The organism is Clostridium mucosae (assembly GCF_024622765.1).
In the GTDB taxonomy this organism is placed as follows: domain Bacteria; phylum Bacillota; class Clostridia; order Clostridiales; family Clostridiaceae; genus Clostridium.
Genome location: NZ_JANKAF010000001.1, coordinates 417,061 through 442,873, shown reverse-complemented (window position 1 = coordinate 442,873; position 25,813 = coordinate 417,061). Strand labels below are relative to the sequence as shown.

General features: G+C 26.3%; 26 protein-coding genes and 1 pseudogene. 1 reads left to right on the top strand and 26 read right to left on the bottom strand.

What is annotated here, in order from left to right; genetic code table 11:
• Positions 1-104: 104 nt before the first annotated feature.
• From NSA50_RS02300 to NSA50_RS02260, 9 genes and pseudogenes are all read right to left on the bottom strand, one after another.
• Positions 105-1,478 (bottom strand): hypothetical protein, encoded by a 1,374-nt coding sequence (locus tag NSA50_RS02300; RefSeq protein ID WP_195431141.1) that lies wholly within the window; start codon positions 1,476-1,478, stop codon positions 105-107.
• A gap of 149 nt (positions 1,479-1,627) precedes the next feature.
• Complete coding sequence (locus tag NSA50_RS02295; RefSeq protein ID WP_257442601.1) at positions 1,628-2,599, bottom strand: Gfo/Idh/MocA family protein; 972 nt, start codon at positions 2,597-2,599, stop codon at positions 1,628-1,630.
• A gap of 246 nt (positions 2,600-2,845) precedes the next feature.
• A complete protein-coding gene (locus NSA50_RS02290) occupies positions 2,846-3,001 on the bottom strand; it encodes a hypothetical protein (RefSeq protein WP_257442599.1) in 156 nt (51 codons plus the stop codon).
• A gap of 396 nt (positions 3,002-3,397) precedes the next feature.
• A pseudogene (gene tnpA / locus NSA50_RS02285) lies at positions 3,398-3,691 on the bottom strand (IS200/IS605 family transposase); the annotation flags it as partial.
• Between the two features lie 246 nt (positions 3,692-3,937).
• Positions 3,938-4,768, bottom strand: a complete 831-nt coding sequence (locus NSA50_RS02280; protein WP_257442598.1) for a hypothetical protein — start codon at positions 4,766-4,768, stop codon at positions 3,938-3,940.
• Positions 4,749-4,955, bottom strand: a complete 207-nt coding sequence (locus tag NSA50_RS02275) for a hypothetical protein (RefSeq protein ID WP_257442597.1) — start codon at positions 4,953-4,955, stop codon at positions 4,749-4,751. Before NSA50_RS02275 ends, NSA50_RS02280 begins: the two co-directional genes overlap by 20 nt.
• A gap of 89 nt (positions 4,956-5,044) precedes the next feature.
• A complete protein-coding gene (locus tag NSA50_RS02270; protein WP_257442596.1) occupies positions 5,045-5,221 on the bottom strand; it encodes a DUF6897 domain-containing protein in 177 nt (58 codons plus the stop codon).
• Between the two features lie 83 nt (positions 5,222-5,304).
• Positions 5,305-5,973 (bottom strand): hypothetical protein, encoded by a 669-nt coding sequence (locus tag NSA50_RS02265; protein WP_257442595.1) that lies wholly within the window; start codon positions 5,971-5,973, stop codon positions 5,305-5,307.
• Positions 5,974-6,042: 69 nt separating this feature from the next.
• The gene (locus NSA50_RS02260) at positions 6,043-6,219 is read right to left on the bottom strand and encodes a DUF6897 domain-containing protein (RefSeq protein WP_257442594.1); all 177 of its coding nucleotides are present in this window, start codon (positions 6,217-6,219) and stop codon (positions 6,043-6,045) included.
• 197 nt (positions 6,220-6,416) lie between these two features.
• Here NSA50_RS02260 and NSA50_RS02255 point away from each other — a divergent pair, with 197 nt between their 5' ends.
• Positions 6,417-7,847 (top strand): ArsB/NhaD family transporter, encoded by a 1,431-nt coding sequence (locus NSA50_RS02255; protein ID WP_257442592.1) that lies wholly within the window; start codon positions 6,417-6,419, stop codon positions 7,845-7,847.
• 143 nt (positions 7,848-7,990) lie between these two features.
• Here NSA50_RS02255 and NSA50_RS02250 read toward each other — a convergent pair whose 3' ends face one another.
• The 17 genes from NSA50_RS02250 to NSA50_RS02170 all read right to left on the bottom strand — a co-directional run bounded on the left by NSA50_RS02250 (position 7,991) and on the right by NSA50_RS02170 (position 25,751).
• Complete coding sequence (locus tag NSA50_RS02250; protein WP_257442591.1) at positions 7,991-9,466, bottom strand: protein adenylyltransferase SelO; 1,476 nt, start codon at positions 9,464-9,466, stop codon at positions 7,991-7,993.
• 370 nt (positions 9,467-9,836) lie between these two features.
• The gene (locus NSA50_RS02245) at positions 9,837-10,205 is read right to left on the bottom strand and encodes a DUF4180 domain-containing protein (RefSeq protein ID WP_195431121.1); all 369 of its coding nucleotides are present in this window, start codon (positions 10,203-10,205) and stop codon (positions 9,837-9,839) included.
• 11 nt (positions 10,206-10,216) lie between these two features.
• A complete protein-coding gene (locus NSA50_RS02240; RefSeq protein ID WP_257429821.1) occupies positions 10,217-10,762 on the bottom strand; it encodes a PadR family transcriptional regulator in 546 nt (181 codons plus the stop codon).
• A 333-nt stretch (positions 10,763-11,095) separates the two neighbouring features.
• Positions 11,096-13,033 carry a KUP/HAK/KT family potassium transporter gene (locus NSA50_RS02235; RefSeq protein WP_257442587.1) on the bottom strand — a complete coding sequence of 646 codons (1,938 nt, stop codon included), beginning with the start codon at positions 13,031-13,033 and terminating at the stop codon, positions 11,096-11,098.
• Positions 13,034-13,376: 343 nt separating this feature from the next.
• Positions 13,377-13,994, bottom strand: coding sequence for a nuclease-related domain-containing protein (locus tag NSA50_RS02230; protein ID WP_257442585.1), 618 nt, complete (start codon positions 13,992-13,994; stop codon positions 13,377-13,379).
• A gap of 151 nt (positions 13,995-14,145) precedes the next feature.
• Positions 14,146-15,804: a methyl-accepting chemotaxis protein gene (locus NSA50_RS02225; RefSeq protein ID WP_308463889.1), complete on the bottom strand. Its 1,659-nt coding sequence runs from the start codon at positions 15,802-15,804 to the stop codon at positions 14,146-14,148.
• Between the two features lie 382 nt (positions 15,805-16,186).
• Entirely contained in the window at positions 16,187-16,396 is a 210-nt protein-coding gene (locus tag NSA50_RS02220; RefSeq protein ID WP_195266293.1) for an alpha/beta-type small acid-soluble spore protein, read from the bottom strand.
• A 269-nt stretch (positions 16,397-16,665) separates the two neighbouring features.
• On the bottom strand, positions 16,666-17,892 hold the full coding sequence (locus NSA50_RS02215) for an amidohydrolase family protein (protein ID WP_257442580.1): 1,227 nt from the start codon (positions 17,890-17,892) through the stop codon (positions 16,666-16,668).
• Between the two features lie 8 nt (positions 17,893-17,900).
• A complete protein-coding gene (locus tag NSA50_RS02210; protein ID WP_257442578.1) occupies positions 17,901-18,971 on the bottom strand; it encodes a hypothetical protein in 1,071 nt (356 codons plus the stop codon).
• 116 nt (positions 18,972-19,087) lie between these two features.
• Positions 19,088-19,744, bottom strand: coding sequence for an NAD(P)H-dependent oxidoreductase (locus tag NSA50_RS02205; protein WP_257442576.1), 657 nt, complete (start codon positions 19,742-19,744; stop codon positions 19,088-19,090).
• Positions 19,741-20,244, bottom strand: a complete 504-nt coding sequence (locus tag NSA50_RS02200; protein ID WP_257442953.1) for a flavodoxin family protein — start codon at positions 20,242-20,244, stop codon at positions 19,741-19,743. Before NSA50_RS02200 ends, NSA50_RS02205 begins: the two co-directional genes overlap by 4 nt.
• 305 nt (positions 20,245-20,549) lie before the next feature.
• Positions 20,550-21,950, bottom strand: coding sequence for a sensor histidine kinase (locus NSA50_RS02195; protein WP_257442575.1), 1,401 nt, complete (start codon positions 21,948-21,950; stop codon positions 20,550-20,552).
• A gap of 1 nt (position 21,951) precedes the next feature.
• A complete protein-coding gene (locus NSA50_RS02190) occupies positions 21,952-22,656 on the bottom strand; it encodes a response regulator transcription factor (protein WP_257442573.1) in 705 nt (234 codons plus the stop codon).
• 240 nt (positions 22,657-22,896) lie between these two features.
• Positions 22,897-23,610: an ABC transporter permease gene (locus tag NSA50_RS02185; RefSeq protein ID WP_257442571.1), complete on the bottom strand. Its 714-nt coding sequence runs from the start codon at positions 23,608-23,610 to the stop codon at positions 22,897-22,899.
• A gap of 14 nt (positions 23,611-23,624) precedes the next feature.
• Positions 23,625-24,371 carry an ABC transporter permease gene (locus NSA50_RS02180; RefSeq protein ID WP_257442569.1) on the bottom strand — a complete coding sequence of 249 codons (747 nt, stop codon included), beginning with the start codon at positions 24,369-24,371 and terminating at the stop codon, positions 23,625-23,627.
• A gap of 2 nt (positions 24,372-24,373) precedes the next feature.
• Positions 24,374-25,285 (bottom strand): ABC transporter ATP-binding protein, encoded by a 912-nt coding sequence (locus NSA50_RS02175; protein WP_257442567.1) that lies wholly within the window; start codon positions 25,283-25,285, stop codon positions 24,374-24,376.
• A 268-nt stretch (positions 25,286-25,553) separates the two neighbouring features.
• The gene (locus NSA50_RS02170; protein ID WP_257442565.1) at positions 25,554-25,751 is read right to left on the bottom strand and encodes a hypothetical protein; all 198 of its coding nucleotides are present in this window, start codon (positions 25,749-25,751) and stop codon (positions 25,554-25,556) included.
• Positions 25,752-25,813 lie beyond the last annotated feature (62 nt).

Below are 25,813 nucleotides of genomic sequence, written 5' to 3'. Positions count from 1 at the left end.
AGTAGTTTATTTTGTGTAAAGGCAAAATAAACTACTATTTTTTTGTATCAATAAGAAGAAAGAAAAGGACATTTAGGTAAGATAAATATGAAAGAATGGAATATTCATATTTTTCCCAATTCATCTATAAAAGCAGGTCTTTTTATATATAGTTCCTTTAGCTCTTTAATAATTTTATATGTATCATTGTCTCCAAATAAGTTTTTATACCTTTTAATTACTTTACATACCTTTTTATACTGTTTTCTATCACTAGCACTCTCTGATATTTTTCCTATTAGGAATTTATACATATCATTAACATCATCTCTATAATCTTTTATAAGTAACTCATCATATATTTCTATTCTTCTAACATCATCCTTAGCAAACTGTAATAATTCCTCTAAATCATTTTCATTAATTAACATTTCTGGATATATACTAAGACTTACTAATCCCTTATCTTTAAGTTCTTTCTTAAGCCCCAAATAATAATTATTCCATTCATTTATATATAGAGCTTTAAGTTCTTTATAATAATTAATATCTCCACTAATAAATAATTCTTTAGCTAATTCTTTTTGTTTATCAACTATATTAAGATTTTTATAAGCTTCATATCTGTACTGCTTCCACTTATAAACTAACCCCATATAGTCTTTATCATAAATTTCTCCTTCTTCTGCTAACTTTATTACCCTATCATATTCATTATTTTCAATACATTTACTTATAAGTAACTCTCTGAACCCTGAATACTTAATATTGTCTTCAATAAATTTATTTTCCTCTTTTTCTGTGCCATATGTACCTATTATCTGAAGTTTTATTCCTAATAAATTTTCTTTATTGTGATTTCCTATCCAATCATCAGCATAACTTTCTAACTTATTATCTAATTTATTTTCAAATTTAATTCTTAGCTTTTCATCATCACAAAAATAGATACAGTTACTGATTATATCTAATCTCCACTCTTCCCAACCGTCATAAATAGCCTTATCTGCTTCATTTAATAATTTATTAAAAATCTTTGTTTTATCTTTTTTAGAAAATTCTTCAGCATTAATACAGCATTCATCTAATAATAGTATAGCTTCCCTTACGACCTCTCCAATATCTCCATTTGAATCATCCATATACTGAGTAGATGATATCATTTTTACTATAACAGCTATTGACGTTTCTACAGCAACTAATGGCTTACCTGTATCAAAGTAATAGTTTCTCGCATTATTTAGTATTTGAAACACTTCATTTGCATACTTACCACATTCTCTCCAAGAAACAAATCTTCTACCACTACCATACTTTTTAGTGATATCTGATAAATACTTTTTATTTTTCTTTATTTCTTCATCCTCTTCTAATGTTACATATTTAAATAATATTTTTTCTTCTAATCCTTCATATTCATTAACTAAATCTTTAAGAATAGATATTAAATCTTCTTTATTTAAAGAATTTAATAGCTGATCTATTTTATTTATTTTCATTTTTATCTCCTTATATCTATATTACTTCCATTAAATTATATAAACATTGCGCTTCTTAGCATTAAATAGTACTATAAGGCTTATTAATCCATATAATATCACATTTTTTAAAAAATAATGAAAAACTAATAAAAATAAATCGAAATCATCTATTCAAATGGATAAACTAAACCTATTTGATTTCTTACTTCATCCATTACTTTAGCTAGCTCTAATGTAACATTATGAGATGCTATATTGCTTTCTAAAGACTTATTAGTAATACAATTATTTGCTTCTTCAATTTCATATTTATATCCAGCTTCTTCATATTCATCTATATACTTTTCAGAAGCATCTTCATTATATAAATATGCTTCTTTTGACATCCAGAAGCTTGGTATAACTATTTTCCCTTTTTCACCATATATAACTGCTGTATTATCTGTATCAGCTGCTATTGAACATGTTAAAGAAGCCAATGTTCCATCTTCATACTTTAAATTAATAATATCGCTTTCATCTACATTAGTTTTTGTAAATTCGGCACTTGCATTTATTTCTTTTGGAAAAGCATTTGCTATATAATTAGAAAATAAAATTGGATAAATACCAACATCTAATAGAGCTCCTCCAGCTAAATTAGGATTATATAACCTTGAATTTATATTATATTCACTTTTAAATCCAAAGTTTGCTGTAATTAATTTAACTTTTCCTATTTTATCTTCTTTAATCCATGATTTTGCTTTGTTTATTGCTGGTAAAAATAAAGTCCAAAGTGCTTCCATTATAAATACATTATTTTCTTTTGCAAGTTCTAAAACTTCTTGCCCAGTTTTAGAATTATATGAAAATGGCTTTTCACATAATATATGTTTTTTAGCACTAATACATTTCTTAGCATAATCCATATGGTAATTATGAGGTGTTGCTATATAAATCGCGTCTATGTTATCATCACTTAAAAAGTCATCTATATTAGTATAATACTTTTCTATATTATACTTCTTAGCAAATTCTTTTGTTTTATCCTCGTTTCTTCCATAAACAGAAGAAAGAATTCCTTCTTTAGTATTATTAACTTCTTTTGCAAAAGCATTCGCTATTGTGCCTGGTGCTATAATTCCCCATTTTATCATAAATTTATTACTCCTCTCTTTTATTACTATAATTATATAAGACTTCATCTAATAATATCAAATAAAAAATGGATATATAAGTCTATTTATTTAGTCACTTCACTAAATATTACCATGAACTTATATATTCCATCTAAAAATGAAAATTTCTCTTATTTTGTTTGTGCAGGTAATTCATCTATTTTAATTCTAAACAAGCTATAAGGCTTTTATCTTAAGTCTTTACCATAGTAATAATCAGCTTGTCTATTTAATTGATTTGCAGTGAAATATAGGTTCAGAAAACATAGGCGAAGCTGTATCTAAAACAAAAAGTGTTCCTCTTCCATCTGCTACAACACTTTGCACACTTATAAATCTTTTGCTAGGATGATAATTATAATCTTCTTTATTTATCTCCATATTTGGATAAGGAACTAATTTATTCTTAACAGTTTCAGCTACTGTGAACTTAACATCGTCTCCCCACTTTGGAAAATTTACAAAATACGCACTTCTTCAGAAATGGTAACTCCTGTAGGCATTGGAACATAAAAAGCAAAGACTTGCTCTAAATGTCCAAAGTATTTTTCTCTAGGTAATTTTTTATGTTTCATAAAATCTCCTTTTTATTTTTATAATATGTATTAAATAAAATTTGATGAATAAAACATAAATAGTACGTAAAATAAGTCATGTACCACCAGCTATCTGATGGCTTGATTTAGCCATAAAATGGCATGATACTGACGGCACTACTCGTGCTCAGAATAACCACCAATCGCAAACCAGTTTCAGCTACCACCCTTATGGTGTGGTTTTTCTATTTGCAAATCTATCAAAAATCATTAAACTACTTTTTCCTTTTAATATACCTATTAATTTTGATATACTCATTTTCGACGGAATTGTAACTACCATATGTATATGATTCGGACAAGCATTCGCTTCTATTATTTCTACTCCATGTCTTATACAAATAGTTCTTAATATTTTCCCAATTTCAGCCTTATATTTTCCATATATTATTTACCTTCTATATTTTGGTGCAAATACTATATGATATTGACACCTCCATTTTGTGTGTGATAAGCTTTCTATGTCGTTACTCATACGACACACCTCCTATGATTAATTTGTTTTACGATTGTCAGTCGTTGCAATTATATCATAGGAGTTTTTTCTGTGCAGGGCTTAAACCATTTTATCCACCGGAATAGCCGTGGTTTTCAATACAAAAAAGCTATAAAATTTTTATTAAAGTTTATAGCTTCTATTTTATAAAGTATAGCTCGTTAACATTTTGAAATTTACCTTATATTCACTTAAAGTTTTAAAATATTATTATGCTAATCTTGCTTAAATAAAACCAACTATCTTATCTTCATCAATAAATATAATAACATCTTCATCAGTCTTAATACTAACAGTAGAGTCTATATTAAGTACAACTTCGCCAGTTATTACTCCTAATCCTTTTACTAAAACCGATATTCTAACACCAGAATATTTATTTCTTAATAATTCTCCAATACTTTCTTTTTTCTTATTAATTTCTATTGGCGATATCTCATCCTTTATAATTTCATTTTTATTCACTTGATTTACATTTATATTACTCTCTTCTTTAATTATATCTATTCTATCATTTAATTCATTATCTTTACTTATTAATTTATTTATTAAATCACTGTATTTAATATTTATATCTATATTAATTTCATTTTTATGGTTTTCTACTTCTATACCTTTAAAAATATTCTCTCCTTCATAATATTTTTTAATAATCTCATTATGATTTACTCTTATTTTCTTGCATTTTTTCTTCATTAGTTTATTACTTTCCCCCATATTATTATTTTCTAGCACTTTATTTTCATTCTCATTTTCATCATCATCTTTTAGTGCTTCATCTTCATTTGTTATTTTAATATATTCAGTAGTTTTGTTTTCATATTTATCATTTTTATAAAATTCTTCTTTACATTCTTCCTTGTTAATATAATTCAGATCATCTAAATTATCTATTTTTATTAAATTATTTATGTTGCTTAAATCATTAAAGTTCTTTATGTTATCTAAATATGTTTCTTCATAAATTTCTTTACTTTGTGACTTATTCTCTCTATTGATTATTTCTTCATCTATTAATCCTTCATCTATCAATTTTTCATCTACTATTTTTTTCATTTTTAAGTTCTCCATTACTAATACTTAATTTACTTTTCAAATTATTATCCATATAATATTCAGTATTTCTATTTCCTTTGATTGTATTTTCAAAATTTATTCTTTTATAGAAGTTACTTCGTAATTTGCTATTATGTTCACGTTGAGTTATAGCTAATAGTACATATAAGAAAAGTAACGTTTGCATCTTTCCCCTCCCTAGAAGCTTGATTTGAAAATCTTTTAGGCAAAAATCGGTGCAGATAATTATCTACACCAATTTTTAATATATTAATTTTAGTAAAAGAATGCTATATATTCCGCAGAGATATAGACAGTTCTATTATCTTTTAGTCTTAGTCCAACTATATTGTCTTTAGTTTCAAAAACTTCACCTGTAATTAACAACGGTAACCCTGTAAGTGCTACTGTTATAGAGACTCCTTTGTAACAACGTGATATTAATTCATACATATAGTAAACCACCTTTCTTCTAATTGTTATTTTTAATTTTTCAAAATTTTACTTTCATGATTCTAAATTATTTTTTATCTTAACTAATGCTTTTTATCAGATTTATGATCATCCTTTTTATCGCCTTTTTCTTCTTTTTTTCCGTCTTCATCGCCTTTTTTATGCTCTTCTTTTTTATGCTCTTCTTTTCTCCTATCTTCCCTATTATTTCCTTTTACTTCATTATTAGCATCTTTACTTTTGTCCTTTTTTTGATCTTCTTTATCAACATTTTTGCTGTCTTTTTCATTGCTTTCTTTACTATTCTTTTTATCATCTTCCTTATTTCTTTTTTCTTCTTTGTTCTCACCTTTGTCTTTTTTTTCTTTATCTCTATTTTCTACTTCTTTATTATCTGATTCTTCATTTACAGATTCTTGCTTTTCGGTTGAAGTATTCTCTGTCTCTTCACTTTGAGATTCTTTATTTGGGCTATTTTCGGCATTATTACTATCTTTATTTCCTTCCTTACCATCTTCTTTCTTGCCACCTTTTTCTTCCTTTTTAGGCATTAAAGACTTTAATGGTTGAAGATCTTCCCCTAAATCTTTTAGATCATTAAACCCATTAGTTCTATTTACTTCTTTTAAAGGATTAAATCCATCTTTTAAATGAGATAATTCTTGGAATCCACTATTTGGATCTTTCATTAATTCCTTAAGTGGAACTCCTATTTCTTTTAGTTCTTCAAAGCTGGTAATCTTTTTTTCCATACTACACCTCCATAATTACTTTTACTATAGTATCTTTATTTAACATTTTTTAAAGTCAAATGAAGTGTACTAGTAGAAAAATGCAATTAGGTTTGATTCCACATATATCTTACTTCCATTATTTAACCTTAAGGTTACTATATTATTATTACTTGAAACAACTTCACCTGTAATTAAAAGTGGTAACCCTGTAACTGCTAGAGTTATAGTAGCACCATGGAAATTTTTATTTATTATTTCAAACATTATTAGCACCTCTTTACATATTTAATTCAGAATCATTTTATAATATATACTATTAAATGCACATTATTTTTGTTACATATAGGTGATAAAATTAACCTTTTTTCACAATTCTCATAATATGTAATATATAGTTAAGAGTACCTATAAAGTATTTCTTATATTATTTTTTACCAAAGAAAAATAAGGAGGTTAAGATAATGATAGTCGTATTGACGCTGTCTTTAACAGTATATTTAGCTATGATTTTTTCTATAAAATATCGTACTGCTATTGCATGTATTGGATTAGGAACTATACTACTTTATGGAACATTAAGTAATACCTATCCTGCCCATAAAGTCTTTGAAAGCTTTCCATTAGAAATCATTGTACTAATCCTTACACTTGGATTATTTTCTAAAATATTTGAAAATAATTCTTTTTTTAAATATGTCGGCGATAAATTTATAGATATATCAAAAGGTCGAAAAATTTTTATTACTATTCTTCTTCCTTTTGTTATGTACTTCACATCATTATTTATGAATAACTTAAGTGTTGTTTTATTATTCACTTTTATATGTTTAAAATTATCAATAAAATTTAAACTACCGACAGTACCAATTCTTGTTTCTGGATTAATTGCCTCAAATATTGGTGGAGCTCCTCTTCCATGGGCAGATACACCAGCAGTAGTTTTAACATTATATTCAGATTTTACCCTTATGGACTTCTTGAATAAATTATTCATTCCATGTGCACTTTATATAATGTTATTAATTCTATATACCTTATGGTGGGTCAAACGTGATGAAAAAAAATCAAATATATCTATTAATCAAAAGGATGAGAATCCTAAATCATCAAATAGTTATATTATTAAAGATGATGATAACAAGTTAAAAGCAAAATTTATGCCGCCGCCACCTCCCCATCATCATTCTCATCATCATTCACCACCACCGCCACCTATACTTCATGAGAGGCATACCAATATATCTAAATTCAGAAAAATTTATGCCCCAATTTTTTTGTTTATTTCTTTTATATTTTTTATTTGTATAGCTCCATTTTTCTCTATTTCAATTGCATTTATATCTATTATCTATATAGGATTACTTTTATTAGTTGCTATAGAAAAACCTGAAGATATCTTAAATACTGTTTCTGTCCTTGATTCAATTGTCTTTATAGCTGCATTATTTATGATATCTAGTGCCCTGGAACATTTAGGCATATTAAATATGGCGCTTACAACACTTTTATCTTTTACTGGCACTAATAAACTATTGATTCTTTTATGTATATTATTTGTTGCTTTTTTTATATCAACATTCCTTTCAGCAGGACCTGCTGCAGCTACTATTCTACCAGTATGTATGCAACTAAACCTTATAATAGGAAATAACTTAGTTTATGCAGCATTAGCCTTAGGAATATTAGCAGGAAGTAGTATGTTACCTTGGTCAGCTACCGGTGGCCCTATAATGCTCAGTGAGACGGGAAGGTATTTAAACTCTTATAAGATTCCAATTGAAAAGAAAATTGAAATAAACCAAATTTATAATCTTAAAAAGTATATTTCATTTTCAATTCCTTTTTCATTAGTAATATTATTTTTCTCAGCATTATATCTAGCAGTATTCTAATTTTTAACTAATTTATATGAATAACTCAGTAATAATCTAACAATATAATAAATGAGATGTTTAAAACAACTCATTTACAGGTAAAAAAGACTTATATCTAGTTATATACTAAATATAAGTCTCTCTGGCATATTATTTTTTATTTAAGTTCCACAAAATGTTCTGTATGGACTATTTGAAGGTTCTGGTAATGTTGAATACTCATCTTGATCTTTAGAATATGCAAATGGTTTTGAAAGTGCATCTAAAAGTCTATCCATAACTCCATAATCGTCATTTTTTACTGCAGCATCTAATGCTTCTTCTACTCTATGATTACGTGGTATTATATAAGGATTAGAACTTTGCATAAGTTGTTTAGCAGATTCCTTTGTTTCTGATTGCCTTGTTAATCTTTCTTGCCACAATTCATTCCATTTACTAAACTCAGAGGTTTCAAACATTACAATACCATCTTTTTTATCTAGAGTTAATGCACTAAATGTATTTGTATAGTCTGCACCATATTTATGCATCATACTTAAAAGATTTTCAATTAGTGATTTATCTTCATCTTCTTCATTAAATATTCCAAGCTTTGATCTCATTCCAGATAACCAATTTTGCTCATATATATTAGCAAATTCTGAAATTGCGTTTTGTGCTAAGTCAACTGCTTCATCTTGATCAGTATGAAGTAGTGGTATTAATGTTTCTGCAAATCTTGCAAGATTCCAAGCTGCAAGCTTAGGTTGATTTCCATAAGCATATCTTCCTTGAATATCTATTGAACTAAAAACTGTTTCTTTGTCATAAACATCCATAAATGCACAAGGTCCGTAATCAATAGTTTCTCCACTAATTGTCATATTATCTGTATTCATAACTCCATGAATGAATCCTACTAATTGCCATTTTGCTATTAGCTCTGCTTGTTTTTTTACTACTTCTTTTAAGAAGGCTAAATATTTATTTTCTTCATTATCAATATAAGGATAATGCCTATTTATAGTATAATCAGCTAATTCCTTAAGCTCATGAATATTCCCAAACCTCGCTGCAAATTGAAAAGTGCCTACACGTATATGACTTGCTGCAACACGTGTTAATATTGCACCATGTAAGTAATCTTCACGTATTATTTTTTCACCAGTAGTAACTACAGCCAAACTACGAGTTGTAGGAATTCCAAGTGCAGCCATTGCTTCACTTATAATGTATTCTCTTAGCATTGGACCTAAAGCAGCTTTTCCATCTCCACCTCTTGAATATGGAGTTCTACCAGAACCTTTAAGTTGAATATCTACACGCTCTCCAATAGGAGTTATATGCTCTCCAATTAATGTTGCTCTACCATCTCCAAGCATTGTAAAATGTCCAAATTGATGTCCTGCATATGCTTGTGCAAATGGTGTAGCCCCTTCAGGAATCTTATTGCCAGCAAGAACTTCAACTCCACCTTTGCTTTGTAAAAACTTAGAATCTAATCCTAAAGAATTTATTAATGAATAGTTTAATGCAACTAGCTTAGGTGATGGAACAGTACTTGGTTCTTGTATAGTATAAAATATATTTGAAAGCTTTAAATAACTATTATCAAAATTGAATTTTGTATCTTTTATCATTTCTTTTTCTAACATATTCTCTCCTTTCTATTTTTATAAATGCTTTAACTGACTAATATTAGGGATCACTGTAATACTAGTCGGTTACTCTTTTTTTAATAGAATATAAAATTATTAAATATTTAATTGTATTTAGTTTTTACCTCTAATTAGTTATTATACTGGTTACATTTAACCAAACTTTTTATATATTTTTAAATTATGTTTACTTAATAAATTCATATTTTTTTACCAATAAAATAATTAACTCTATCAAATTTGAATAAATTATATTATTTAATAATTATTGTTGATATTATGATTATATCATAAAAATGAATGCTTATACTTATCTTTATCGTAAAAAAAAGGCTATGGAGATAAACAAAAAATCTCCATAACCTTTTTATTTTGTATTAGATAACTTACCTATTGCTTCTTCTTGAGTAGAAGTAAAATATATACAATTTCCTTTATTACTTTCATAAATAAAATCTCTTAATGCTTTACTTGTATATATTGAGAAATCTCCCCAAACTGCAAATTTAGTTCGGTAATTGCTAAAACGTTGTAAAATATCACCTGCAATCCCGGTACTTAGTTTAAAAAAATCTTCTATAATAGCTTCTTTATTAATAGCAAATCTATCGCACCCAGTTTCATATGATATTGTAGCCATTAGATCTAATGCCGATTGTACATCAGTTAATACTAAATCTTTACTTTCTACAATAGCAATTTCTATTCCATTATTATTAATTTTTGTAATTTTCATTTTAATTCTCCTTATTTAAAATTATTTAATAAACCTTTACGTACTATCTCAATCCAATTTAATTCATTTTCATAAGACATAATCATATTTTCATAAAGCATTTTCCAAATAAAATATTCTTGATTAGTTCTATCTTTAAAATGCTTTTCTCTTCTTTGCTCCTCTTTATACATAGATATATATTCTTTAACTTCTAATTCATACTTTGATAATAATGTTTCAACTTCATTTAACTCTAAACGCCCTGACCATGCTAGTTGTATCAAAAATTGCTTTTTGAATTCAGGTACTTCTACATTAGTATTGATAATCCAATTTTCTAATTCTTTTACTCCTAATTCTGTAATGGAATATATTTTTTTAGAAGGGGCACCCTCTTGATGTTTAACTTCATTTACTACTAAGTCCTTTTCTAACAATTTAACTAGCGATTTATATATTTGATTATTATTACCTGACCAGTAGAAAAATGGTGACTCTTGAATGATTTTTTTAATATCATAGCCAGTCAATGGCTGCCAGCTTAACATTCCTAAAATTGCATAATCTATTGTCATTAATATTTCTCCTTTAACATATGTTAATATTAACATAGGTATACAGTATCATATTAATAAGTTATTAGCAATATATAAATTAATATTTTTACTATATAAATAAGTAATAAGTTTTATAATATATATTTAAAGTCAATTATATAAAAAGAACTAATATTTCACTCAGTCTTTTATAAATATTCACCATTAATAACCGGTAAAGCTTTCCCAGTACATATTTAAAAAGCACCTCAATTCGAAGACGAGCATTTCTCATACATTTTATAAATTCAATATAAACTATTAAAGTATAAAAAATAAGATAGACCTATTAAAAGCCTATCTTAATAATCTTTAATTTATTCTTGTCAAACTCACTTTATCTTTACAACCTATTATAATTGGAACTTTCTCTATTTTAACAATGCTAGTATCTATTCCAAACCATTTAGCTGGTGAAACAGTTATTCTTTTAATTAATAATTTTGTACTAGTAATAAAGTTATCCCATCTAGAAAGCTCATTTTCGTTAGAAAGTACTTCTTCTAATAATACAAATTTAAAATCTCCAACTACAAACTTTCCATTTTGACTAATCATATAATCCTTCGGAGTATATTTAATTTCACCACATTTAACTAAATCCTGAATTATTTGATGTAAAAACACATTTACCTTTTGATCTATACGGAAACCAAGATTAAATTGAATACTAAATGCTTCATTTGGTACAATTGTGTTTACACTATATTCAGTAGTATATGGTTCATCTGTTACTCTTACATTCACAAACCAATAGAATTTTGCACGTTTAGGTTGCTTATTAAATATAGAAAATATTATCTTGTTTTCTATTTCTTTATAATTTTGTGACTCAGTTAAATAAACAAGATTAGTCGCATATAAAGGTATTTCCTTATCCTCTTGTAATGACTTAAAATGTTCTTTATAATCTGTTATATCAACATATTGACTAAATCTTTTTCTTATTCTTGTCCCATAAATCCATATATACATTAAGAAGATAAGTGCTCCTGAAATTATGATAGTAACATACCCACCATGTATAAATTTAAATAAATTAGCATATAAAAATGCACTTTCTATAACCATGAAAATTGCAAATACTATTACAGACATAACTTTTTTCTTTTTATTAAATTTTAAGTATTGAGATAATAAAACAGTAGTCATAAGCATTGTTATAGTAATTGCCAGTCCATATGCAGCTTCCATATTTTCTGATTTTTGAAATTTTAAAACTAATAATACACAACCAACATATAATAAATAGTTAACAGCTGGTATATAAATTTTCCCCTTATCATCATTAGGATATCTAACTTGAAGTTTTGGGAACATATTTAATTTAATAGCCTCAGAAACTAATGTAAATGAACCTGTTATTAAGGCTTGGCTAGCAATTATTGCTGCAATAGTAGCTATTATAGTTCCTGGTACAATAAACCAACTTGGCATAATTAAAAAGAATGGATTTTCCTTAATTACACTACCTTCTCTTAACATTAACCATGCACCTTGACCTAAATAATTTACTAATAAACATATTTTTACAAATACCCATGTGTAGTGTATATTTTTCTTTCCACAATGTCCAAGGTCAGAATAAAGTGCTTCCGCACCAGTTGTACAAAGAAAAACAGCTCCTAAAATATAAACACTTCTAGGATTTGTTATTAACAAATTAATTCCATAATAAGGGTTTATGGCTTTTATTATTTGAGGATATTGCATTACTTGACTTAATCCTAAAGCAAAAAGCATAAAAAACCATATAACCATCATTGGTCCAAATAGTTTCCCTATCACATCAGTTCCAAATCTTTGAAGTAAAAATAATATCGTTAATATACTTATTACAATTATAATTATTCCTTTAGTTTCTATTGAGAAAACTAAGTTTAATCCCTCTATTGCTGATGTTACTGTTACTGGTGGTGTAATCATACCATCTGCAAGCAATGTTGCTCCACCTATAACTGCAGGTATAATTAGCCACTTAGCTTTTTTCCTAACAAGAGTATATAAAGAAAATATACCTCCCTCACCCTTATTATCAGCTTCTAAAGTTATCAGCACATATTTTATTGTTGTTTGAAGCGTTAAAGTCCAAAAAACAAGGGATACTCCTCCCAAAATAAGCTGACTTGATATGTACCCATTGTCCACTCCTAGCATTGATTTCATAACATAGAGAGGTGATGTACCTATATCTCCATATACAATTCCTAATGCTACTAAAAGAGACGCTATGCTAACTTTCTTTTTCATTTTCTTACTTTTTCCTTCCTATGTTAACAAATTAAAAATCTAACCTACTCATTATAATCCTGACTTCTTTTAATGTCCATGTCACTTATATTATATATTTAGGCGTTATTTTTAAATATAGTTATATGTATTTATATAAATCTCTATTCATTATTAGAATTCTTTAAAATACTCAAAAATACTTTAAAATACTCAAAAATAAAAATCAGGAATAGATATACTAATAATATCTTCCTGATTTTAATAATATAAATTTTCTTAATATTTCTCTGTATTTTACATTTCAGCTTAATACAAATTAATTATAAAAATAATTTAAATTTATAATTAGATAAAAACATTTTTATGATATATTTCTTGTAATCCTTTTAACATGTTTCTTTCTTGCTCTATTACTATGCACGTTACCCTTCTTTATTGAATTATAAATGCAATCAATTTCTTCCTTTGAGAGCCTTATATTTGAAGGATATTTCCTAATAAACTTCTTTAGTTTTTTTAGTTGAATTACAGGGGTCTCTGTTTTTACTTTTTTCAATTTTGATTTGTTTGTAAAAACTATTACTGATATAAATACTCCTTTTCTACCTATATATTCTTCTAAAGCTTTTATATGTCCATAATTTTGTCTAATGGGATTATAAAATTGATTTTTATTTCTATTTATTATTTGAATCCAATATTTTGAATATTGATCTCCGTATATTGAACCACTATAATCCTTTGTTTCTATTACAAATATTCCTTTTTTACCTATTAAGATATGATCTATTTGACTCGAACCTTTTTCTCTTTTTATTAATATATCACTCAATAGTTTGTATCCTGATAATTTACTTAGAACTTGATTTACTTCTTTTTCTCCTAAGTTTAATTCCCTTTTTGATTTAATCTTTTTAACTACAATTGCAGCTATGACTAATACTAATAAAATTGTTGTAATTATCCTTTGTGTATTCATCTTTTTCTCCTAATTTTTGCTTTTGTATTGTATATAATAAATATTTTTGCTATATTATAGCAACTTTATAAATCTATTTCAAATAAAAATGGAAAGACATATTAAAAAGCTAGACAATCTTAATTTGTCTAGCTCCTTATAACCTTTACCCCTAAATTTTAAATTTTAATATCATTTCATTAAGCTTTTGTGCAAGCTCAGCTTGACTTTGAGCTGTTAGAGCAACTTGCTCTATAGCTCTTGTAGTTTCATCCATGCTTTCTTTTATTATAACTGAATCTTCACTTGACTTTTGTGAAGATTCTGCCATGTTTTGTACTGCTTCACTAACTTGTCCGATTGTAGCTGTAATTTCTTCTGACATAGATGCAATTTCATCAGACATTTTACTTACGAAATCTGAATCATTATAGTATTGATTTCCTGTTTCTTTATAAGCTTCAAATTGTTCATTTACATTTTTATTTATAAATTCTAATATTTCATTACCTGTTTCATTACTACTCTTAAAGGCAGCTTGAACATTTTTAATTGTTTCTTGAATTGTCATTGCTGATTCCTTTGATTCTTCTGCAAGTTTTCTTACTTCTTCAGCTACAACTGCAAATCCTTTACCTTGTTCCCCTGCTCTAGCTGCTTCAATAGCTGCATTTAAAGCTAGTAAATTTGTTTGTCCTGCTATGCTTTCTATTGTATCAACCATTACTTTTATAGTTTCTACTATTTTCCCATCTTCAATTGCTTTTATCATTTTGTTTTGTTTTTCATCATATATTTTTATTGTGTCTTTAATTGCATTTTCACTATTATTTTTAACTGTTAATGCTCTTTCTTTTGACTTGCTTGCATTATTACTTCCATCCATGGCAGTAGTAGATAGTACATTTATACTTGCATCTACCTCTTGAACGGAAGCACTTATTTCTTCAGATGCAGCACTTGATTCTTCCATTCCTGCCGCAATATTATTAACTGCTTCATCAATAATTTCTACTTTTGATAATAACTCTTCCACAGTTGCTGAAAGTTCCTCTGATGAAGCACTTATATCTTCTGAGTTTTCCATAATCATTTTTATTAAGTTATTTACATTTTCCTGTGCAGTATTTAGGGCTATTCCAGTTTGTCCAAACTCGTCTTTTCTAGTTATGCTGATAGGCATAGAAAAATCATAACTAGCTAATCTATCAGCTAAATTTTTTATTTTATCTAATGGATTTATAATATTTTTAATTAATATATAAGACATAAAGCTAATAATAACATACCCTATTAAAGTAACAATTAAAACTATATAGAAATATTTATTAAATTCTTGTATATTTTTTAAATTACTGTTTTTAGCTAAATTTTCATTTATTTCAATTGCTTTCATTAACTTGTTAAACATAGAGTCTATGATTTGTACTATCTCTGAATTATGAAGAGCTGATGCTTCATCATATTTATTTTCTTTTAATAATTCTATGACTTCAGACTTCAATTCTCTATATTTAAATAAATCACTCTTAAAATCTAAGAATACATCTTTTGCTTCCTCTATTGAATCAAGAGATTCAAACTCTTCAATTAATTCTTCGTTTTCATAAACTATATTACTAATTATTTTTAATCTTTCTTCTAACTTAGTTTCATCTTTTTCATAGATCACCTTCACTATATTAATATAATCATAATTTAAGTTTGATTTTAAACCTTGTAAATCCTTTATTGATATTAAATTAGTGCTATACATACTATTCGCATTTTTATTTATTGACCAAGAGCTAAATAATCCAATTCCTCCAATTAACAGCATTAAGATACTTATTGGTAAAAATTATGAAAATTTAAAATTTATCATAAATCCATAATTTCATTATATTTTATAACAATATTTACTTTTTAATCCTTTACTTTTTAAATATCAATAATATTATTCAAATAACTATTGTTAATACTTTCATATTATTTAGTATATCTTATTCTATTGATTTAGATAATTTTGTACACTTTTATTTTTTTGTTTTTTTTAATTATCATTTACGAGTATATTATTTAAGATTATATTGCCAAAATTTAATTTACTATTAATATTAAAATATGCAATATTAAAATATTTTTAAATATATTTCCACACAAAAATAATAAAAGGATTAATGAATTTTCATCATTAATCCTTTTATTATTTTTGTATTAAATTAAACAGTTAATTATTTAATTTGGTTTTCGTATTGTTCTACCATTCTCTTAACCATTTCTCCGCCAACACTTCCGTTTTGTCTTGAAGTAAGATTTCCTTTGTCTGCACTTTCATAGTTGCTTAATCCAACTTCTGATGCAACTTCATTTTTTAATCTGTTTAACCCTGCTTTTGCTTCTGGTACTAAATTTCTGTTACTTCCATTATTATTTGATGCCATATCTTACATCTCCTTTATATATTATTTTTGTTGACACTATTATATTAACCAGTTGGCTAATTAATAATCTATAAAAATAATAGTAATTTTAGTATAAATATCTTTAATTGGATAAGTTTGTACTAGGTACTTTTTATCATCAAAAATTTCTTTATGATTTATTATATAGATAAATAAAAAATCAGCATATACACTAAAGCTTAACTATATGCTGATTTAAAAACTTTAAATTAATTTTAATTTATAAATTTTTTCATTATTTATTATTGTTATTGTCCTTCCTTATCTATTACACACTTTCCTTCATAAAATACTTTAATAATGTCGTTAGTATCTGTAATTTCTAATCCTGGTACTCCTTTGCTTGCAATAAAGTTCGCTTTCATTCCAACTTTTAATGATCCTATTTTTTCTTCTAATCCTAATACTTTGGCTCCATTTAATGTGATTAATGATAAAATTTCATTTTCATCTAATCCCGCATCTTTCAACTTAAGCATACCTTGGTTTGATATTTTCATTAATACTTCTGGTCCTTTTGGGCTATCATCTTCAAAGTTTAACCATGGCAGGTTTATATCTGGAGGTAGATATGAATCTGTTGCTATTGCTATAATTATTCCCTCTTTAACTAATGCTTCAATTTCTTCTGGTGAATTTGGTTTTAAGTGTGTCCCACCTAATGGTGTTACAACAATTATTATATTTTCTTCTTTTGCTTTTTTAATTAATTCATTTGTTATTCCATGTCCATGATGTATAATATCTATTTTAGCTTCTATGGCCATTTTTATTCCTTCTTCTCCAGCAACATGGCATCCTATCTTCTTTCCTTTATTATGAAACATTTTTGATATTTTATTTAATTCTTCTTGTGTATAAATTATTTCTCCTGCCTTTGGAACTAATTCTTCTTTTAAATTAGCAGGAGTGGCATTTATAAATACATTTTCTCCTGGATATTCACTTTCATCAATTATCTTTTCTAATATTTCTTCATTTATAAGTGTGCTTTTATCAACTGAACTTTTTCCCGTAACAGATGTTAAATTAACTAAATTTTCAAAGCCTATTGTTATGCTATTAGTTGAAAATACTATATCTAAAGGTAAAGTTTTTGCTTTTTCTTTGATTTTATCTAAATTCATTTCATACATTGGTGATCCACAAACTTGTTCACCAAAAGCTGTTACTCCAGACATTAAGCCATTTAAAATTAAAGCATCTTGTGCAATTTCATAAGTTTTTTCTGTTACTGGATAAACTGTTGATGGTGCATATTCAAATAAATGAGTATGGCAATCTATAAGTGATGGCGTAATTACTAAATCCTTAAAATCTATAATTTCTAAATCTTTATACTTCGATTTGATATCATAGTAATTTCCTATATCAATTATTATTCCATCACTTACTACAATAGCACCATTATATAAAGTCTTAATATCACTTACTGTGATTATTTTGCTTGATTTAACAATATATTTATTATCCATATAAACCTCTAAACAATTAATGGTGTTAAAAGTAATCCAATTATTATGCAACTTGCAAATTTAATTACTGTACCTAATAGAGCTGCTAATAATGCTTCTCTTTCATTTAAATCTGAATTTTCTTTCCAAGTTACTGGTATTTGTCCAAATAAAACTGATAATGGTAAACCTGAATTTGCAAGTACAAACCCACCAACTACAAGTGCAGGTGCAATATTACTCATTTCATTTAACTGAGCCATTGCTAGAGTTGGGCTAGCTAATACAGATACAATACCTGTTGCTGGCTCTATACTTAACCATTGAAGAACTATTGTCATTCCATTTTGTATAACTGTCCAAATTCCAAAGAAGTCTAAAATTCCAATTATAGTGAACACTGCTGCTACTGCTGGTATAATGACTAAAAATAATAGATATGCTCCTTCTTTTGCAGAACTAAAAATAGTATCTAGCAGCTTAGTTTCTGGTGTAAACCTAGGTAATTCTTCTAACTCTACTGCCTTAGTATCTTTATATACTGTTTTAGATAAAATAATTGGAACTAATACTATAGGTAAAAAAATACTAACTAGTACTAAAGGCAATGCTGATATGCCAAACTTAGTTAATACAACTATACCAAGAACCAGTGTTGCAAATGACTGAGGTGATTGTATCATCGTTGCTATAGCAATTTTTTGCTCTGCCTTTGTAGTTTTTGCCTTTTTCAAAACTGGCCCAGCTATTGCCCCTGCTGCATTTATATCACCTAATACATTATATACACTTGGAATAATTACTGATGGGTTTATTTTAAATACTTTCATTATAGGAATAAAAATTCTAATTAATGCATCTGTAAAGCCTAATCTTTCTAAAATTCTGCCTACTATTACACTAATTATAATAGCTACACCAACCTCACTTAATAGAAATACATCAACTACTATAGGGAATACTTGATTTGTAATGCTGTCAAACAATCCAGATATAGATTCTGGGGATACTAAAAGTGTAATGAATGAAACAATAACTAAAACTAAGCCTACTATTTCAATTCCTCTCCACTTTCTCCTTGAATTTTTGTCTAATTCCATTTATATTCTCCTAATATTTCTGTATAATACATAGTATTGCGATACAATGGAAAAGTTTACAAAATACAAAATCTGGGTTCTAAGCGAACTTCACTATTACCCAGATTTTATCTTTTTTATTTTCTTATATATAAGTCTATTACCTTCAATTTATTAGCTTTAATAGCTTGCTTCCATCCCATCTCTGCAGCAAACTTATATGCAAATCTCGGAAAATTTGCAGAAATGAAGATATTATCGTCACTTGAATCATTTAATATATTTTTTGAAATAGTAGTTAATGCACTTCCTAAATTTTTCTTAGGTCCATGGCCTTCTGGAACATCTTTAACTGAGTGTAAAAGTGGACCAGCACCAATACCAATCCCCTGTCCCCATTTAAGTTCACATTTTTCAGACCAATTTTCAATTATTTCAATAGCTGACTTATTTTGCTCTCCTTCATAAAATCCACTATTAACTAAAGCATAAACTTTAATATTCTTTTCTTTGATATTTTTTAAGATTTCTTCTAACTGAACAAGGCAACTTAATAAATGAGATGGAACTCCATCTACATATAAAGGGAATATAAAAATTAAAATATCAGATGTTACTACTTCTTCAATTACAGCACTATCTAACTTATTTTTTCTAAAATTATATTCAGAAATACTTATGTTTCTCTCTGCTTCATCCTCACTATTATTCAAGAAAATTTTTAACTCATTTAATATAAGTCCTGAAGCACTATCTTTCACTTTAGGACTTCCGTTTATCAATGTTATTTTCATAGTATCAGCCCCTCCATTTCCTTAATATCATTAACAAATGAAACATTTGATATCTCCCAGTATAGATTTATACAATTGGCTTTTACTATTCTTCTTGCAGTTTGCTTTTCTTTCTCTGTTATTTTATTTTCATAAAACCAAACCTTCATATCAACTTTATTATCATATCTTCTTTGATGATGCATTTCCCCATTATTTATTTTAAAGAAAGGTAATACATAAGAAATACTCCTATCTAAAACATTTTTTACAAATGGACTAAATCCTCCATAAGTACATCTACTTATTATTATGACTTCACTACATTTTGATAAATGTTCTCCCATATCTCCATACTTATCTCTTATAACACAAGCTCCAGGTGTCTTTATCCAACACCCAAAACATCCAATACAATTATGAATACTTCCGTCATCTGAAATTATCAAAGTATCTTTTAAATTACTATAAACTACTTTTTCAAATTCTTCACTTTTTAAATCATGTATTATTAATCTCATCATATCACCCCATATTTTACTTTTAATATTCCCCTTTTATTATTTTACCTATTTTATAATATCTCATTATTATTAAATAGCTCTATATTATAATTATGCAATAATAAATTTAAAATATATACACTTTTATCCTAAAACTTTATTTTATTTACATTTTAATTCTATTAAATTCTATTATGGCACTAAAAGCAATATGATATTAATATGATATATTAATATCTATATATTAAGTTATAAAAAAAAACAGTAAATAGATTTATTTTCCACAAACCTATTTACTGCTTTTTTAATTATAAGTATTGTACTTAATACTTTATAGCTATAATTATTTTAGTACCTACTCCAACTTCACTTTCTATATTAATACTTCCATTATGAGATTCTATTACTTCTTTAGCTATTGCCATTCCAAGGCCTGATCCATTAGATGCTGAACTTGTATTTACGCCTTTATAATACCTATTAAAGATATTTTTTAGATCTTCTTTTCTTATTCCTTGCCCATTATCTTCTACAATTATATTTATATTATTTTCTTTCTTTAATACAAAAACATCAACGATAGTATCTTTAGAATTATGCTCTAAAGAATTTATTATAAGATTATTTATTGCTCTTTTTAAATATTTTTTATCACAGTTTAATCTTATATTTTCATCATGATAATTAAAATTTATTTCTCTATCACTATATTTAATATTATTTAATAAGTCTATTATACTTTCTTGTACTAAATTAATTAAATTTTCTTCCTTAAAATTAATAGGAAGCACTTTATTTTTCAATTTATAAACTAAAGATAAATCATTAACTAAATCTTGAATATAATTGCTGTTATCTAAAATAGCATTACCATATCTTTTGGCTTCGTCAATATTTATCTCATATTGATCTCCATTTAAAAGTTGTGCATATCCTTTAATTGAGCTTAATGGAGTTTTTAAATCATGGCTAATATTAGCTATCCATTCTTCTTTTGCTTTATCTGCTTCTTTTCTCTCTATTTCACTTTCCTTTAAAATAATAGATAAGTTATTAATATTTTTGCTTACCTCTTTAAATATCCCTTGCTTATTTTTCTTATTTTCATATATTCCATTTTTTAAATCATCTATATCCTCAACAACTGATACCATTGGCTTAACTAAACTTCGACTAAATATATAAGCTACAATAGTCATTAAAATTAATACAAAAATAATAATTGAAATATGATATTTAAAACTTTCCTCTGTAAATATCATTTTAAATCTAAAAATTTTATCTATTGGAAAACCAACTAATAATGTATAATTTTCATTTCCTTTAGCTATATTATTTATAGAAATAGTAGTAGGTGCCTTACTTCCCCATGGATCTTGTATAAAATCTATTAAATCTGCCTTAAGATAATTACTTGGTACATTTGTAGGCTTATTTACTTCATATACTTCATTATTTTCTTTATCTAAAACCTGTATCCATATGTTATTTTCAATTAATTTATTTGTATTATTATCATCTAACTTAAAATCATTTCCTTTTTCTAAATCTTCTATATATGGTTCCATAAACTCTGAAACTTTAAATGATACACTAAATAATTCTTCTCCAAAGGTTATATTACTATTATATATTACTAAATTTAACATCCCATATACTATCATTGTTATATAAAAAACTAATATCATAGATATTATTAATTTAATGGTTAATTTTACTTTCATATTAATTAACTAGCTTATAGCCAATCCCCTTCAAAGTTTTTATATATTTTGGATCACTTGGATTATCTTCTAGCTTTTCTCTTAAATGCCTTATATGAACCATAATTGTATTGTCATACCCATCATATTCATATCCCCAAATTGCCTCGCATAATGAGCTTTTACTAAATACCTTATTAATATTTTTAACAAGAAATAAGATTAATGAGTATTCTTTAGCTGTTAGCAATATGTTTTCTTTACCTTTTTTCACTTCTCCTGTTTCTTCATTAATAGATATATTACCAAAAGTATATAAATTAGTTTTCACTTCACTTACTATACTTCCTCTCCTTAGTTGAGATTTAACCCTAAGAACAACTTCTTTTATGTTAAAAGGCTTAGTTACATAATCATCTCCACCAGCTTCTAATCCTTTAATTTTTTCTTCATCTTCACCCATTGCAGTTAAAAATATAATTGGACATGTAGAAAATTTTCTAATTCTATCACAAACTTTATACCCATCTATATCAGGCAAATTAACATCTAAAATTATTATATCCGGATTTTTTTCTTTAACCTGTAATATTGCATCTATACCATTATCAACTGCATATATTTCTTTAAATCCTTCTTTTATAAATACTTCTTTTAATAATGATAGTAGCTCTCTTTCGTCATCTACTAACATTATCTTTTTATTTAATATTTCATCCATAACCATGATGCCAGCTCCTTTTTGTTAAATTCTCCAAGTTATCTAATTATAATACCGATATCCACTTTACATCATACTTACAATACATTTAGCTTAAAACACTGCATATCAAAAATTCTTTTATAATAATATCCTCTAGTTTCAAATATTTTAAGAAACTACATATATGAAATGTATTCAAAACCCAGATGTAATTGTTATCTATTCCATTACATCCAATTAGTTACATTTTACCATAATTATCTTTTACTTTATATCTGATTTGGTAAACCTTATAAAATCTAGAGAAAACATTGCAATAGATAACAATATAGATACCACAAGTGTTATATATCTTTCAAAGCTACTTATATTTCCTCCAACTATCATCATGGAATATGTCCAAGGAGCATACACCCAAAATCTACTTTGTGATATAAATATATTTGTAATTAACATAATAACTCCAATTGAAATCAATGGTATTATACTTGAAAAATTTCTACCAATTATAAATAGTAAAATTAATATAGGTAATGTTGTTATAAAAATTTGCAAAGCATATGATAACAATTGAAAATTAAAGCTTAAACTCTTACTTAAATAAAATTCAGATAAAACTATACAAGTAAAATATGATAGGATTGAAGTAATTAAAGTAACAATCATTACTTTATATTTAGAAAAATAAATACTACTTTTCTTAATCGGTAAAAGCATCAATTGTTTCCAACCACAATTATCATTTTCTACCTTTGTTATTACACATGCTGTATATATGTTTTGCAGTGGTAAAAGTAATGATAAATAAGCAATTACAGAAAATATAAATATTTCTTCATTAAGACTTATTCCATTCATACCTCCCATGCCTTGTATTCTTTTCATTACTATTAGCACTACTGGTATTGGGATAATTAAAGCTAAAAGTAATAAAGAGCTCTTTTTAACTTTTAATAATTCTATTTTTAATAATTCCATTTCTATCCCTCCACCTAATAAATTTTCTTATTATTAAAATAGGCTTTAATTAACAAAGAACCTATTAATAATATAAATATAGATATAACTAGAACTAAAGCTATTTCATTGTTACCTTGAGTTATTGAAAATAAAGAAAATCCATATGGATTAATATTTTTAATGTAGAAATCGTTATAATAAATATTTGAAGAAATCATACTTAATACTGCTGCTGTTCCTAAAGATATAAGCAAATTTTTATTTCTTAGGTTTATAAATAAATGTATAACCATAATTACTAATGATGATATTAATTGTATTGCAAACATAACTATGAAAAACTTCCAAGGTATTGGTTCTTTAAACTTAAATATTATTCCTACTATTATTAAAGAAATAACATTTAATAGTAGCATTAATATAGAATAAAAACTTGCTACTATATATTTTGATATTAAAATGCTACTTCTTTTTATTGGCTGTGTTAATAAAAATGTCCATGAATTATTTTTATATTCACTTTCAAATAATGTAGCTAAAATTAATGCTGCAAACATAGGCATAAAATCATTGAAATATAATATCCTTTGTTCTTTTATTAAAACCTGCCATGATGTTAAGCCTTTTTCCATAGCTTGAGGCAAGAGCCAACTTTCATATCTTATTAAAAAATCTACACATAAAAGTGCTGCCACACCTAGTGGAATAGCTAATATAAATAAAATTACTAAATTTCTTTTTTCTTTTATAAATTCATTTTTTATTAAAGTCATCAACATAATTAAACCTCCTTAGTTAATCCTAAGAATATTTCCTCTAAGGAGCTTTTTTCTTGTGATAAATAGTTAATATCATAGCCTGACATAACAAGGTCTCTACAAAGTGTAGATGCAGAAGCATTATTTCCTTTAACTTTTAGTTTTCCATTTTCCTCTTGAACTCTATATTTCCTAGAAGTAAGTAACTTAAATACTGAATCCTTATCTTCTTGCTTTTCTAAACCTATTAATACTTCGTTAGTTGAATTTTTCTTTAAATTATCTAGTGATCCTTGATATAATAACTTTCCTTTATTTATTACAGCAACTTCTGTAGCAACTAACTCAATTTCACTTAATATATGACTTGAAATTATTATAGTAATATTTTTTTCCTTAGCTAGATATTTTATTAAGTTCCTTATTTCTATAATTCCTGCTGGATCTAGTCCATTAGTTGGTTCATCTAAAATTAAAAGCTTTGGATTTCCCATAAGAGCTTGTGCTATTCCTAGTCTTTGCTTCATACCTAATGAGAATTCTCTAACCTTTTTATTTTTAGCATCCCATAAATTCACTAACTTCAATTTTTCTTCTATTTCATTTTTACTTACCTTTAATACTCTTCTTAAAATCTCTAAATTTTCATAAGCTGTTAAATGTCCATAATATGAAGGACTTTCAACTAAAGCACCTATATCTTTTAGTATTTCTTCTCTATCATCTTTAATTGATTTTCCAAAAACACTTATTTCTCCACTATTAGGTTTTATTAATCCTAATATCATTTTGATAGTTGTAGATTTTCCTGCTCCATTTGGACCTAAGAATCCATAAACTTCTCCTTCTCTAACTTTTAAATTCACTTTATCTACACTATTTACATTATTAAATTTTTTAATTAAATTTTCTGTTTTAACAATATATTGGCTCATCTTTACTCTCCTCTTAAACTTTATGAACCAATTATATATTTCCAATCTTAATGCTATTTTTAGCTGACCTTAATTTCACCTTAATTTTGTCCCCAGAAGAAATTCCCCTGGAGCCCTAAAATCACATATCAATACAACTTTGCCATATAATACTCATCCACATATTTTCCATCAATTATCATTGAATTCTTTTTAATTCCTTCCACTTTAAACCCATTTTGTTCATATAAATGTTTTGCAACAGTATTATGGCAAACTACAGTTAATTCTAATTTTCAGTATCATCAATTCCAACTAAAAGTAAATTACTGCCATCAATACATCTCTTTATAAGTAAATTAATATTGCTAATATCATTTGACCTTTCCCCCAGCTCAAGTAACATAAATTTCATTTCTTTATCAAGTTCTAATAACATTTTTAATAAATTATCTGCATCTTCAACCTTTATTTTACGAATATTCATTGCATTACTCCCCTATATAAAGTATTTTCCTTATTTTAGTATAAAGCTTAATTTATTAATAT